At 59.6% G+C, this 14,267-nt stretch carries 11 protein-coding genes; all 11 read right to left on the bottom strand.

Annotated elements, in window-relative coordinates:
* Positions 1-58: 58 nt before the first annotated feature.
* Positions 59-1,282, bottom strand: coding sequence for a multifunctional CCA addition/repair protein (locus AC3WJW_RS26230; RefSeq protein ID WP_493727994.1), 1,224 nt, complete (start codon positions 1,280-1,282; stop codon positions 59-61).
* A gap of 63 nt (positions 1,283-1,345) precedes the next feature.
* The gene (locus AC3WJW_RS26225) at positions 1,346-2,908 is read right to left on the bottom strand and encodes a SpoVR family protein (protein ID WP_007980219.1); all 1,563 of its coding nucleotides are present in this window, start codon (positions 2,906-2,908) and stop codon (positions 1,346-1,348) included.
* Entirely contained in the window at positions 2,905-4,176 is a 1,272-nt protein-coding gene (locus tag AC3WJW_RS26220; RefSeq protein WP_007980218.1) for a YeaH/YhbH family protein, read from the bottom strand. The genes AC3WJW_RS26225 and AC3WJW_RS26220 overlap by 4 nt, the downstream gene beginning before the upstream one ends.
* A gap of 204 nt (positions 4,177-4,380) precedes the next feature.
* Positions 4,381-6,303 carry a PrkA family serine protein kinase gene (locus AC3WJW_RS26215; protein WP_007980217.1) on the bottom strand — a complete coding sequence of 641 codons (1,923 nt, stop codon included), beginning with the start codon at positions 6,301-6,303 and terminating at the stop codon, positions 4,381-4,383.
* Between the two features lie 297 nt (positions 6,304-6,600).
* Positions 6,601-6,930: a thiosulfate sulfurtransferase GlpE gene (gene glpE, locus AC3WJW_RS26210; protein ID WP_104450002.1), complete on the bottom strand. Its 330-nt coding sequence runs from the start codon at positions 6,928-6,930 to the stop codon at positions 6,601-6,603.
* Between the two features lie 33 nt (positions 6,931-6,963).
* Positions 6,964-7,845, bottom strand: a complete 882-nt coding sequence (locus AC3WJW_RS26205) for a symmetrical bis(5'-nucleosyl)-tetraphosphatase (RefSeq protein ID WP_493727993.1) — start codon at positions 7,843-7,845, stop codon at positions 6,964-6,966.
* Entirely contained in the window at positions 7,845-8,225 is a 381-nt protein-coding gene (apaG, locus tag AC3WJW_RS26200) for a Co2+/Mg2+ efflux facilitator ApaG/CorD (protein WP_493727992.1), read from the bottom strand. The genes AC3WJW_RS26205 and apaG overlap by 1 nt, the downstream gene beginning before the upstream one ends.
* 115 nt (positions 8,226-8,340) lie before the next feature.
* Positions 8,341-9,159, bottom strand: a complete 819-nt coding sequence (gene rsmA, locus AC3WJW_RS26195) for a 16S rRNA (adenine(1518)-N(6)/adenine(1519)-N(6))-dimethyltransferase RsmA (RefSeq protein WP_493727991.1) — start codon at positions 9,157-9,159, stop codon at positions 8,341-8,343.
* A complete protein-coding gene (gene pdxA, locus AC3WJW_RS26190; RefSeq protein WP_493727990.1) occupies positions 9,156-10,145 on the bottom strand; it encodes a 4-hydroxythreonine-4-phosphate dehydrogenase PdxA in 990 nt (329 codons plus the stop codon). Before pdxA ends, rsmA begins: the two co-directional genes overlap by 4 nt.
* On the bottom strand, positions 10,142-11,464 hold the full coding sequence (gene surA / locus AC3WJW_RS26185) for a peptidylprolyl isomerase SurA (protein WP_493727989.1): 1,323 nt from the start codon (positions 11,462-11,464) through the stop codon (positions 10,142-10,144). Before surA ends, pdxA begins: the two co-directional genes overlap by 4 nt.
* Complete coding sequence (locus AC3WJW_RS26180) at positions 11,439-14,249, bottom strand: LPS-assembly protein LptD (RefSeq protein WP_493727988.1); 2,811 nt, start codon at positions 14,247-14,249, stop codon at positions 11,439-11,441. Before AC3WJW_RS26180 ends, surA begins: the two co-directional genes overlap by 26 nt.
* Positions 14,250-14,267 lie beyond the last annotated feature (18 nt).

The following is a 14,267-nucleotide window of genomic DNA, read 5'->3' as shown; positions in this document are numbered from 1 at the left end:
CACAGGAATATGCGTTTCCCTGTAGGAGCTGCCGAAGGCTGCGATCTTTTGATCTTGCTTAGACTTGTTCCTTGTAGGCCTTCAACGCCTTGAGCCGCTCCCGTTTGATCGCCTCTCCCAACTCTGGCCCCTTGAACCCCTTCTCCAGCAACGGCTGAACCGCAACGGTTCGCGCCGCAGTCGCCGCCCCGCGCAGATAATCCGCCTGTGGATAACTTCTCTGCTCCAGCCCTTCGCGTCCGCGCGCATCCATCTCGCATGCCGCGATGAACTCCTCGAACCGCTGAGGCCGACGGTAAACGTCGAAGCTTTGCAGCAATTCCAGCAATGTCGATGGCTTCAGCTCCAGGGCGCGATGCCCGTGGGTGTGGTACTCGCCCACCAGCATTGCCAGTTCCTGGCAGTCTCTCGGCGCCTTGAAGCGTTCGTTGACCGCTTTGATCAGCTTCAGGCCCTTGAACTCGTGGGCAATGTGCCGAGGCCATTCCTCCTCTGGCGTCAGGCCCTTGCCCAGGTCGTGCAGCAGGCAGGCCCAGCGCACGGTCAGCGGCTGTTTGTGCAGTGCTGCTTGCTGCAACACGCTCAGGGTGTGTGCGCCAGTATCGATTTCCGGGTGATGGGCCGGGGGCTGCGGGACGCCGAACAGTGCGTCGACCTCCGGCATCAGCACCTTGAGTGCGCCGCATGCGCGCAACACCTCGATAAACACCTGCGGCTGATCTTCCATCAGGGCGCGGGAGATTTCCTTCCAGCTGCGCTCGGGAGTCAGCGCTTCAAGCTCACCTGACTCGCTGAGTTGGCGCATCAGTTCCAGGGTTTCCGGGGCGACGGTAAAACCCAGTGCGGCATATCGCGCCGCAAAGCGGGCAACACGCAGGACCCTGAGCGGATCCTCGGCAAACGCCGGGGAAACGTGGCGCAGCAGGCGCGCTTCGAGATCGTGCTGGCCGTGGTAGGGGTCGGTCAGGTTCTGCTGATCGTCTTCGGCCATGGCGTTGATGGTCAGGTCGCGACGAATCAGGTCTTCTTCAAGGGTGACTTCAGGGCTGGCGTGAAAAGTGAACCCGCCGTAACCGCGCCCGCTTTTGCGCTCGGTGCGGGCGAGGGCGTATTCCTCACCGCTTTTTGGATGAAGGAACACCGGGAAATCCGCGCCCACCGGACGAAAGCCCTTGGCGAGCATTTCTTCGGTGGTGGCGCCGACCACGACCCAGTCGATATCGGTGACCGGTTTGCCCAGCAGGCGATCACGTACCGCACCACCGACTTTATAAATACGCATAAAAAACCTCCGTTAGCTCGACAGGATAACCCTTGCATCGAACTTTCGGAGGCGTAAAGCGGTTCAAAGATGGATGACAGCCAGGTCCAGTCGACCGTAATCACCCTCGCTGTGCTCGTTTCGGGGTGGCACATGATGGGTTTTCATCACGGTGTCCCCTTGCAGGGTTTCCAGGTGAATGTCGAAACCCCAGAGGCGGTGCAGGTGTTTGAGCACTTCTTCGGTCGAGTCGCCCAGCGGTTTTCGGTCGTGTTGCTGGTGACGCAGGGTCAGGGAGCGGTCGCCACGCCGGTCGATGCTGTAGATCTGCACGTTAGGCTCGCGATTGCCCAGGTTGTACTGCGCGGCCAGGGTTTCGCGGATGATGCGGTAGCCACCCTCGTCGTGAATAGCGGGCACCAGCAGGTCGTCCTTCTGGTCGTCATCGAGAATGCTGAACAGCTTGAGGTCGCGGATCACCTTGGGCGACAGGTACTGCAGGATGAAACTCTCATCCTTGAAGCTGCTCATGGCGAACTTGATGGCTGCCAGCCAGTCGGTACCGGCGATGTCAGGGAACCAGCGGCGATCTTCTTCCGTGGGCTCTTCGCACATGCGACGGATGTCGCGGTACATGGCAAACCCCAGGGCGTAGGGATTGATGCCGCTGTAGTAAGGGCTGTCAAAGCCTGGCTGGAACACCACGCTGGTGTGGGACGTCAGGAACTCCATCATGAAGCCGTCGGTGACCAGGCCCTCGTCGTACAGATCGTTCATCAGGGTGTAGTGCCAGAACGTGGCCCAACCTTCGTTCATCACCTGGGTCTGGCGCTGTGGATAAAAATACTGGGCGATCTTGCGCACGATGCGCACGATTTCCCGCTGCCATGGTTCCAGCAGCGGCGCATGTTTTTCGATGAAATACAGGATGTTTTCCTGAGGTTCGGCGGGGAAGCGTGCGTTGTCCTTGTCGCTGTACTTGTCCGCGCCTTTGGGAATGGTGCGCCACAGATCGTTGATCTGTTTCTGCAAATGTTCCTCCCGGTCCTTTTGCCGGCGGCGCTCTTCTTCCGCGGAAATCGGATAGGGGCGTTTGTAGCGGTCGACGCCATAGTTCATCAGTGCATGGCAGGAGTCGAGCAGGTCCTCGACCGCGTCGATGCCGTGGCGCTCCTCGCATTGCATGATGTACTGCTTGGCAAACACCAGGTAATCGATGATCGAGCTGGCGTCGGTCCAGGTGCGGAACAGGTAATTGCCTTTGAAAAAGCTGTTGTGCCCGTAGCAGGCATGGGCCACCACCAGCGCCTGCATGCAGATGGTGTTTTCTTCCATCAGGTAGGCGATGCACGGGTCGGAGTTGATCACAATCTCGTACGCCAGACCCATCTGGCCGCGGGTGTAGGATTTTTCAGTGCTGAGGAAGTGCTTGCCATAGGACCAGTGGTGATAACCCAGAGGCATACCGACGGAGGCGTAGGCATCCATCATCTGCTCGGCGGTAATCACTTCGATCTGGTTCGGGTACGTATCGAGGGCGTAACCCGCCGCAATGCGACTGATTTCGCGGTCGTACGCCTGGATCAGCTCGAACGTCCATTCGGAGCCGGTGGAAATGGGTTGGCGCTTCTGCTCTTTGGCGGTCATGTCACTAACCTGCGCTGGAAGAGTTCACGGAAGACCGGATAGATATCCCCGGCCGAGACCAGTTGTTGCTGGGCAAACGTGTCGGAAAAGGCTTCGGCGATGCGCTCGTATTCGAACCAAAGGGCCTGGTGTTCGCGCGGGGTGATCTCAACGTAAGTGTAGTACTGCACGAATGGCATGATCTGGTTGATCAGGATGTCGCGGCAGATCGGAGAGTCGTCGTTCCAGTTGTCGCCATCGGAGGCCTGGGCGGCGTAAATGTTCCACTCGTTACTCGGGTAGCGCTCGGCCATGATCTCCTGCATCAGTTTCAGGGCGCTGGAGACGATGGTGCCGCCGGTTTCCCGGGAGTAGAAAAACTCTTCCTCGTCCACTTCGCGGGCGCTGGTGTGATGGCGGATGAACACGACGTCGATCTTGTCGTAGTTACGCTTGAGGAACAGGTACAGCAGGATAAAGAAGCGCTTGGCGATGTCCTTGGTCGCCTGGGTCATCGAGCCGGACACGTCCATCAGGCAGAACATCACGGCCTTGGAGCTGGGGTTGGGTTGCTTGATGAGCAGGTTGTACTTGAGGTCGAACGTGTCGAGAAACGGCACGCGGTGAATGCGCGCGCTGAGTTTTTCGATTTCAGCTTCGATTTCCTGAATATCGCCGAAGTTGTCTGGTTCTTCTTGCTTGAGTCGCAGAAGTTCTTCCTTGGCTTCACGCAGTTTTGCCCGGCTGCTGCCGGACAGGGCGATGCGCCGGGCGTGGGCTGAACGCAGGGTGCGGATGATGTTGATCCGCGACGGGTTGCCCTCGTTGCTGATCCCGGCCCGCACGGTCTTGAAGGTGTCGGTGCCGGTCAGGTTGCGTTTGACCAGGTTGGGCAGTTCGAGATCCTCGAACATGAATTCGAGGAACTCTTCCTGGGTGATCTGGAAGACGAATTCGTCCATCCCTTCGCCGGAATTGCCGGCCTTGCCGGGGCCTCGACCGCCACCGCCTCCCGGTGGTCGGGCGATATGTTCGCCACTGGTGAACTCCTTGTTGCCCGGGTGCACGACCGTCTGCTTGCCGCCGCGCCCGTGGTGAAGCACCGGCTCGTCGATGTCGCGGCCGGGAATGCTGATTTGTTCGCCGTGTTCCATATCGGTAATGGAGCGCCGGCTGACCGCCTCTTCGACAGCCTTTTTAATGTGATCACGGTAGCGCCGCAGAAACCGCTGGCGGTTCACCGTGCTCTTGTTCTTGCCATTGAGACGTCGGTCGATCACATAGCTCATGACTGCTCCTTAGAAGCTGTCCTGAAAGGGGCGAGCGGTGATACAGCATCGAACCGAGAGCCGAGGGATGTTGAACGCTCCCCCAAGCGCCTTGGATGCTGCCTGAACTCGCTACCGACTTTCGAACACCTTCCAGAGGCCTGTGTAACAGAAAAAGCGCACACAGGTCTCTGGCTGACGACAACCGGTCTGACCGGCAGCGGGTTATTGTGATTTTCTGACCCGCAGGTACCACTCGGACAGCAGTCGTACCTGTTTGTCGGTGTAGCCCCGCTCGACCATCCGTGTGACGAAGTCGTTGTGTTTTTGCTGGTCCTCCTTGCTGGCCTTGGCGTTGAAGCTGATGACCGGTAGCAGGTCCTCGGTGTTGGAGAACATTTTCTTCTCGATGACCACCCGCAGTTTTTCGTAGCTGAGCCAGGTCGGGTTCTTGCCGTTGTTGTTGGCCCGGGCGCGCAGGACGAAGTTGACGATTTCGTTGCGGAAATCCTTCGGATTGCTGATGCCGGCCGGTTTTTCGATTTTCTCCAGTTCTTCGTTCAGGGCTACGCGGTTGAGGATTTCGCCGGTTTCCGGGTCGCGGTATTCCTGGTCCTGGATCCAGAAGTCGGCGTACAACACGTAGCGATCGAAGATGTTCTGGCCGTACTCGCTGTAGGATTCGAGGTAGGCAGTCTGGATCTCCTTGCCGATGAATTCGATGTAGCGCGGTGCCAGGTACTCCTTGAGGAAGCGCAGATAACGTTCGCGGGTCTCGGCCTGGAACTGTTCCTGTTCGATCTGTTGTTCCAGCACATAGAGCAGATGTACCGGGTTGGCGGCAATTTCGTGCGGGTCGAAGTTGAACACCTTCGACAGGATCTTGAACGCGAAGCGGGTCGACAAACCGTTCATGCCTTCGTCGACACCGGCGTTGTCGCGGTATTCCTGGATCGACTTGGCTTTAGGATCGGTGTCCTTGAGATTCTCGCCGTCGTACACGCGCATCTTCGAATAGATGTTGGAGTTTTCCGGCTCTTTGAGACGCGAGAGCACGGTGAACTGGGCCAGCATCTTCAGGGTATCCGGCGCGCAATGCGCCTTGGCCAGCGAGCTGTTGAACAGCAGCTTGTCGTAGATCTTCACTTCGTCACTGACCCGCAGGCAGTACGGCACTTTGACGATGTAGATCCGGTCGATGAAGGCTTCGTTGTTCTTGTTGTTGCGGAAGGTGTGCCACTCCGATTCGTTGGAGTGGGCCAGCAGGATCCCGGTGAACGGAATCGCGCCAAGGCCTTCGGTACTGTTGTAGTTGCCTTCCTGGGTGGCAGTCAGCAACGGGTGCAGCACCTTGATCGGTGCCTTGAACATTTCGACGAATTCCATCAAGCCCTGGTTGGCCCGGCACAGGGCGCCCGAATAGCTGTAGGCGTCGGCGTCGTTCTGTGGGAACTCCTCCAGTTTGCGGATATCGACCTTGCCCACCAGTGCCGAAATGTCCTGGTTGTTTTCGTCACCTGGCTCGGTCTTGGCCACGGCGATCTGGTTGAGGATCGACGGGTAGAGTTTCACCACGCGGAACTGACTGATGTCGCCACCGAATTCGGCCAGGCGCTTGGTCGCCCATGGCGACATGATGGTGTTGAGGTAGCGCCGTGGAATGCCGAAGTCTTCCTCGAGGATCGCTCCATCTTCAGTGGAGTTGAACAGACCCAGGGGCGACTCGAATACCGGCGAGCCCTTGATCGCGTAGAAGGGCACTTTTTCCATCAGCTGCTTGAGCTTCTCGGCCAGGGACGATTTGCCGCCACCGACGGGACCGAGCAGGTACAGGATCTGTTTCTTCTCTTCCAGGCCTTGAGCGGCGTGGCGGAAATACGACACGATCTGGTCGATGCATTCTTCCATCCCGTGGAAGTCTTCAAAGGCCGGATAGCGGCGGATGACCTTGTTGGAGAAGATGCGCGAAAGCCTCGAGTTGGTCGAGGTGTCGAGCAGTTCCGGTTCACCGATGGCCAGCAGTAGACGCTCGGCGGCGGAAACGTAGGCGCTGCGGTCTTTTTTGCACAGCTCAAGATACTCTTGCAGTGAGAGTTCTTCCTGGCGTGTGGACTCGAAGCGTTGTTGGAAGTGGCTAAAGATACTCATGACGTCACCTCGCTCGATACGTGGAGCCGACGCCGGATCACTCAGTCGATGCTGGCAGCAACCGAACAGGCGATTGCTGTTTACCCCCCAGAACTCTCCCGGAGCTGACGACTCCGAAAGCTACTCCCGATGACCCGTGCGCCGGTGTACCGGCTCTCCCCTGTTTTGGATGGCCTGGGCTTAAGGATAGTTGGGAATTCGGGAGGTAAAGGCGAGATACGTAATTAGTTGTAGCAGACCGTTCGTCTGCCACCGCGCTAGCCCGCGGGAGCCGGGGCCTGCAACGTTACAAAAAAATTATTCGGCAGTGCCTTGCGCCGTTTCCGCCGGATAGGTCGTACGCCACAACTCGAATCCGCCATCCATGCTGTAGACGTCGGAGAAGCCCTGGCTGATCAGGTAGGCGGCCGCACCCTGGCTGGAATTGCCGTGATAGCAGACCACCACGGTCGGCGCGTCGAGGTCGGCGCCCTGGATGAAAGCGTGCAGGGAATGATTGTCCAGATGCTTCGAGCCTGCGATATGCAGGGCGGCAAAAGTGGCCGGGTCGCGGACGTCGACCACCACTGCGCCTTGCTCGCGCAGGGCCTGGGCTTGTTCCGGGGGGATACGTTTGAATTCGCTCATGGCGGGCTCCTGTGGCTCGGCAGAATGGGCAGTCTAGCGCGGTGCGCTGGCTGGCGATGTTTGGGAAATGGATGAGGCGACTGGCGGTACGGCATGGCCGTGTTCGTCGCATTTGCAGGACAGGCGCTCAAAGCTGTCGACGTTCATCAGGGTCAGGGCGCCGCCCCAGACGCAGCCGGTGTCGAGGGCCGAGATGCCAGGCTCATTGATATTGCCTTCCAGTGCAGCCCAGTGACCGAAGATGATTTTCAGGCCCTTGGTCTTGCGTTCCTTGTGCTGGAACCAGGGTTTGTAGCCGGGTGGCGCGGTATCGAGGCCTTCCTTGCTCTTGAGGTCGAGTTTGCCTTCGGCGGTGCAAAAACGCATGCGGGTGAAATAGTTGGTGATCACCCGCAGGCGCGTCACGCCCTTGAGGTCGTTGTCCCATTTCGCCGGATCGTTGCCGTACATGCCATCGAGGTAGGGCGGCAGCAGGTTGTCGTCACGCAAGGCGGTCTCGACTTCGGCAGCACACTTCAAGGCTTTGCGCAGCGACCACTGGGGTGGAATGCCGGCATGGACCAGTGCCATGTTGCGCTGTTCGTCGTAGTGCATGAGCTTTTGCTGGCGCAGCCATTCGAGCAGTTCGGCGCTATCCGGCGCTTCAATGATCTCGTGCAGGGTATCGGCCTTCTTCAGGCGTTCGATGTTGCGTCCGGCCGCCAGCAGGTGGAGGTCGTGGTTGCCGAGCACGCACACCAGCGATTCGCGGATGCTATAGAGGAAGCGCAGGGTTTCCAGCGACTGCGGGCCGCGGTTGACCAGGTCGCCCACCAGCCACAGGCGATCGCGTTGAGGGTCGAACGCCACTTGTTTGAGCAGGCATTGCAGGGCCTGAAGGCAGCCTTGCAGGTCGCCGACGGCGTAGGTTGCCATCAGTGCAGGGCTCCGGGCACCGCCAGGCGGAAGGGCGCGATGATGGCATCGAAATGTTTGCCGTCGTCGGACAGCATCTGATAGGTGCCTTGCATGGTGCCGACCTTGGTGCTCATCACCGTGCCACTGCTGTAGGTGTGGCTTTTGCCCGGGTCGATCAGCGGCTGCTGGCCGACGACGCCTGCGCCGCGGACTTCTTCGACATGCCCGTCACCATCGGTGATGACCCAGTGCCGTGAAAGCAGTTTGGCGGGCATTTCGCCATTGTTTTGCACGGTAATGGTGTAGGCGAAGGCAAAGCGGTCGTGCTCGGGTTGCGATTGTTCTGCCAGATAGCGGGTGACGACGCTGACGTCGACCTGATAACGAGGATCGGACATGCAAGGGGCCTTAAAAACGAAGCGGGACGCGGGGCGTAGCTGATGGAGTTCAGTCTAGGCCAAGTATCGGGTAGTAGACCAGAGTGGCGTCCTACCCGATAGCGCTCATCGCCTGTCAGTCAGTGGCAGGCTTTTGTGGCGCTTGCTCGCTTAGCTTGTCAGCCAGGCGCACGAAGGCGGCCAGGTCGAGCTGCTCGGGACGCAGGCTGCCATCGACGCCAGCGGCTTCGATTTCGGCATTGCTCAGCAGCAGCTTGAGGGTGTTGCGCAGGGTTTTGCGGCGCTGGTTGAACGCTTCGCGCACGACGCGCTCCAGCAGGCGGTGATCCTTGGCCGGGTGCGGCAGAACCGCGTGGGGCACCAGACGCACAATGGCCGAATCGACTTTCGGTGGCGGGTTGAACGCGCCTGGGCCAACGTTGAACAGGTGCTCGACCCGGCAATGGTACTGAACCATGATCGACAGACGGCCCCAGTCGCCACCACCCGGGCCGGCAGCCAGGCGCTCGACCACTTCCTTTTGCAGCATGAAGTGCATGTCGCGGATCAGGTGCGAGTTGTGCAGCAGGTGAAAAATCAGCGGCGTGGAGATGTTGTACGGCAGGTTGCCGACCACTCGCAGGCTGCCTGGCGCGGCATTCAGGCTGTTGAAGTCGAACTTCAGCGCATCGCCCTGATGCAGGTTGAAGTTGCTCTTGCCGGCAAACTGCTGGTTTAGGATCGGGATCAGGTCCTTGTCCAGTTCCACCACGTCGAGTTGCGCGCCGCTGCTGAGCAGGCCTTGGGTCAGTGCGCCCTGGCCCGGGCCGATCTCCAGCAGGCGGTCTTCTGCCTTGGCATGGATGGAGCGCAGGATGCGGTCAATAACGCCGGCATCGTGCAGGAAGTTCTGGCCAAAGCGTTTGCGCGCCTTGTGTTGGTATTGCTCGGTCATAAACGGGTCTCGGCCATCTGGTAGGCGGTTTCCAGGGCGACTTGCAGGCTGCCGGTGTCGATCTTGCCGCTGCCGGCCAGGTCCAGGGCGGTGCCGTGGTCGACCGAGGTGCGGATGATCGGCAAGCCGAGAGTCACGTTGACTGCTGCGCCGAAGCCTTTGTACTTCAGCACCGGCAGGCCCTGGTCGTGGTACATCGCCAGCACCGCATCGCAGTGCTCCAGATATTTGGGGGTAAACAGAGTGTCGGCGGGCAGGGGGCCGCGAAGGTCCATGCCCTCGCCGCGCAGGCGCTCTAATGTGGGTTCGATGATATCGATTTCTTCATGGCCCAGGTGTCCGCCTTCACCGGCATGCGGGTTGAGCCCGCAGACCAGGATGCGCGGCCGGGCGATGCCGAACTTGTTTTGCAGGTCGGCATGCAGGATTCGCGTGACGCGCTCCAGGCGCTCCGGCGTGATGGCATCGGCAATCTCGCGAAGGGGCAGGTGAGTGGTCACCAGGGCCACGCGCAAGCCACGAGTAGCCAGCATCATCACCACTTGCGCGGTGTGGGTCAGGTCGGCAAGGAATTCCGTGTGCCCGGAAAAGGCGATGCCGGATTCGTTGATGACGCCTTTGTGCACAGGCGCGGTGATCATGCCGGCAAAATCCCCGCTCAGACAGCCTTGGCCGGCCCGGGTCAGGGTTTCCAGGACGAACGCAGCGTTGGCCTTGTCCAGTTGTCCGGCGATGACCTTGGCGTTGAGCGGTGTGTCCCAGACATACAGGCTGTTGGCTGGCGCGGGTACATCCGGCCAGTTGTCCGGGGTGACCGGCAGCAAGTCGACCGCCACGCCCAGTTGCGCGGCCCGCTCGATGAGCAGGTCGCGGCTGGTAATGGCAATCAGCGGATGGGGCTGGGCTTGCGAGGCGAGCAGCAGGCACAGGTCGGGACCTATGCCGGCTGGTTCACCGGGTGTCAGCGCGAAACGTTGGGGTTTCACTGCGCTGCCTGGTCGGCGCCAGGGAGTTTGATTTCCACGTACGCTTCGTCACGGATCTGACGCAGCCAGGTTTGCAGCTCTTCATCGTATTTGCGATTACGCAAAACGGTCATGGCTTGCTGCTCGCGAGCCTGGCTGGTGCTGTCGGTGGCGCGACGGCCAAGGACTTCCAGGACATGCCAGCCGTATTGAGTCTGGAACGGCTTGGACAGCTGACCTTGCGGGGTCTTGGCCATCACTTCGCGGAACTCGGGCACCAGCGCGTTCGGGTCGATCCAGTTCAGGTCGCCGCCGTTGAGGGCGGAACCCGGGTCTTCCGAGTAGTTTTTCGCCAGCTCACCGAAGTCTTCGCCAGCCTCGATACGGCTGTAGAGCGATTCGGCCAGGGCCTTGGTTTTCGCTTCGTCGCGGATCGGACTCGGCTTGACCAGGATATGACGCACATGCACTTCATCGCGCATCTGGGTCTCGCCGCCACGCTTGTCGAGGATCTTCAGGATGATGAAACCGCCCGGTGTGCGCATTGGCTGGGTGACATCACCCACCGGCATGGTGCTCAGCAGGCGATCGAACGGCGGAGGCAATTGAGCGGCTTTACGCCAGCCCATGTCACCACCTTCCAGAGCGGTTTCGCTGGCGGATTTGGCGATTGCCAACTGACTGAAGTCAGCGCCTTGCTTGAGCTGCTGGTAAATCGCATCGGCCTGTTTGGCGGCACTCTGAATCGCTTCGGAGTTGGCGCTTTCCGGCGTAGGAATCAGGATGTTGGCCAGGTGGAACTCTTCGGACAGCTGCATTTTGCCCAGGTCAGACGCCAGGAAGTTCTTCACTTCCTGCTCGGAGACCTGAATGCGTTCGGCGACCCGACGCTGGCGCACGCGGCTGATGACCATTTCGCGGCGAATCTGCTCACGTGCGTCTTCATAGGACAGACCGTCGCGAGTCAGGGCTGCGCGGAACTGCTCGATCGACATGTTGTTGCGCTGGGCAATGGTGCCCACGGCCTGGTTCAACTCTTCATCGGTAATGCGGATGCCGGAACGCTCGCCGATCTGCAATTGCAGGTTTTCGACGATCAGGCGCTCAAGTACCTGCTGCTCCAGCACGCTGGACGGCGGCACGGCAGAACCACGCTTGGCAATGGTTTGCTGAACTTCATGAACGCGTCGGTCCAGTTGGCTCTGCATGACCACGTCGTTGTCGACGATGGCCACCACTTTATCGATGGACTGCACGGCGGCACTGGCCGCCGTACTCAGGAACAGCGCGCCCAGCATCAGCGGGCGCAGACAATCAGAAAGCTTGGTCTTCACGTTCACGATAACCTTGAATGCCTTTGTCGAGGAAGCTCTCTGCCTTGGCGCCGGTGAGGCCGCCGAGTCCCTTCAGAACAATTTGGAGGAAGACGCCATGGTCGCCTTTTTCGTTTTCCGGTGCTTGCTGGCTGAACTCGTCGTAATCAACGAAGTAACGGTTGATCACGCGCAGTTTCCAGCAGCAGCTGTCGTACTCGAAGCCACCGAAGGCTTCCAGGGTACGGTTGCGGTTGTAGTCATACTGCCAGCGGCTGATAGCGCTCCATTGCGGCACGATCGGCCAGATCACCGAGAAGTCGTGCTGTTCGATCTTGTAGTAATCCTTCACGTAGCCAGGCTGCCCAGGGGTGCCGTAGTCGCCGCCGAACTGCCATTGACCGGTGTTCTGGTTGTAGATCACCTGGTCGTTACGATAGCGATAGCCAAGGTTGACGATCTTGTTCGGGTTGTCCTCAGGCTGGTAGTGGAACATCGCGCTGCCCGAGCGAGGGCTGCGGCTGTCCGGGTCCCAGTTGTAGTCGGCCGTGGTACGCCAGTCGCGGTTCCAGCGATATTCGTATTCCAGTGCATAAGGCGAAACATTCGAATGTGCATCGGCGCGGGTTTTTGGGTCGACACCTGGCAACTGAACTTCGCGGTCCTTGAAGTACAAGGCCTGGCCGACGCTGATGCGTTGGCGCTCGAAACCGTTGTCTTCGATCCAGCGGCTGGTCACGCCCAGGGACAGTTTGTTCTCGTCGCCGACACGGTCGGAACCGGAGAAGCGGTTGTCACGGAACAGCGACGCATAGTTGAAGGTGTATTCGCTGGTGTCGAATACCGGGATGTCTACCTGGTCGACCTCAGGCACGTACAGGTAGAACAGGCGCGGCTCCAGGGTCTGGCTGTATTTTTTGCCGAAATACTGGGTATCGCGATCGAAGTACAGGCCGCTGTCGATGCTGGCGATCGGCACGCCGCGGTTCTGGTTGCTGTCGAAATCACCATTGAAGTTTTTAGTCCCGGCTGCAGCTGCGGCTTGATTTTGCAGAGCGACTTGATTTTTGCCAGTACTGTCCAGATCCAGTTGGTACTGGGTGTACTGGTACTTGAGCTTCGGTGTCAGGAAGCCGTAAGTCGTGTTCATCGGCAGGCTCATGGCGGGCGCAAGATTCAGGCGGTCGCCATTGGCGCGAGCCAGACCCTGAATGTTGTTATCAAGACGGGGAGAACCGACGCCATCCTCGTCAAAGTACGTCCCGCTCAGCAGATCCCGGTCAAACCGCACGAGCTCGGTGTTGTACGTGAAATTCAGGCCTTCCGGATGGTAAGGCAGCATACCGTCGAGGGTGAGCTGCGGCAGGCGGTCGTACGGCGTAATGTTCGATACGCTCGCCAGTTGGTATGCCTGGGCGTTCGCGCGAGCGGTATAGCCCTCGCCGCGATAGGTCACGGAACCTTGCTGGTTTACGAAGTCAGCACTTTTCACACCGATCTGGTCGGTCTGCAGATCCTGGAAGTAATACGGATCGCTGATCTTGGTGTAATCGACTTGCGTAAACACTCGGGAGTCGAGACCACCATTGTGCTGCCAGTTGTACATGTAGCGGGTTTTTTCGGCGTCGGACTGCTTGTCGCGTTCGTCGCTTTCGTCGTTGAGGTACGCCGCACCGAACTGGCCTTCGCTGGACTTGGTCAGGTAGCGGAATTCGCCTTCCATCAACAGGCCGTGCTTTTCCATGTAGCGCGGGTACAACGTGGCATCGTAGTTCGGGGCCAGGTTGAAGTAGTACGGGGTGACCAGCATGAAGCCGGTATCGGTGCCGGTGCCGATGGTCGGCGGCAGGAAGCCGGACTGGCGACGGTCGTCGATCGGGAAATAGATGTACGGCGTGTACAGGACCGGAATGTCCTTGACCCGCAGCGTCACGTTGGTCGCCGTACCGAAGCCGGTGGCCGGGTTCAGGGTGATGTTGTTGCCCTTGAGTTGCCAGGAGTTGCTGTTCGGTTCGCACGTGGTGTACGTACCATCCTTGAGGCGGATGATCGCGTTCTCGGCACGTTTGGCGTACAGCGCATTACCGCGGATGCGCGATTTGTGCATCACGTATTCGGCGTTGTCGACCTTGGCTTCACCTGTGTCGAGCTGCACGTCGGCGTGGTCGCCGACGATCAGGGCGCCGTTGTCGCGAATGCGCACGTTGCCATTCAGCTCGCCACGGCTCTCGGCCTGGTACAGGTTGGCTTCGTCGGCTTCGACCTGCATGCTGCCCTGGCGCATGACGACGTCGCCGGCCAGGGTTGCGACCTGCTCATCCTGCTTATAGCGGGAGGCTTTTGCGCCGATAAAGGTAGGCGCGTCACTTTTATTCGTCTTGTCATTCATGCCAGGACGAATCGGTTCGATATAGGAACCAGAGCAATAAGGACCGGTTTCGGCCAATTGTGCGGCGGTGAGCTGCTCGCGGGGAACCCAGTCGAGGTGACTGTAGTCTTCGCTACGCGACTTCAGGCCACGGCCTTTGGATTCGGTGACCAACACCGGCTTGGCGCCAGTGCCTTCACTGGAACCGTTCTCGGCCGGGGCTTCGCCGGTGGCGGAAACTGCGCTGCCGTCATGGACGGGACGCGGTGGCAATGCCGCCGCCGGCGTCTTTGGCGCGCAGTCCCAGGAACCCGAAGCAGAGACTGAGCAGTCAAACTGTTCCGCGGCGACCACGTAGGAAGTGGCAAGGGGTTGCAGCGCCAGCAAACTGCCGGTAACCAACAACGGAAATTTTTTACGAAACGCGGGGGATTTCAATGCCATCTTATTAGTCCGGGCTTC

This window comes from Pseudomonas sp. GW821-FHT07G06 (assembly GCF_058986625.1).
Note: the sequence above shows the minus strand (reverse complement) of the source record. Positions and strands in the feature narration are given on the sequence as shown.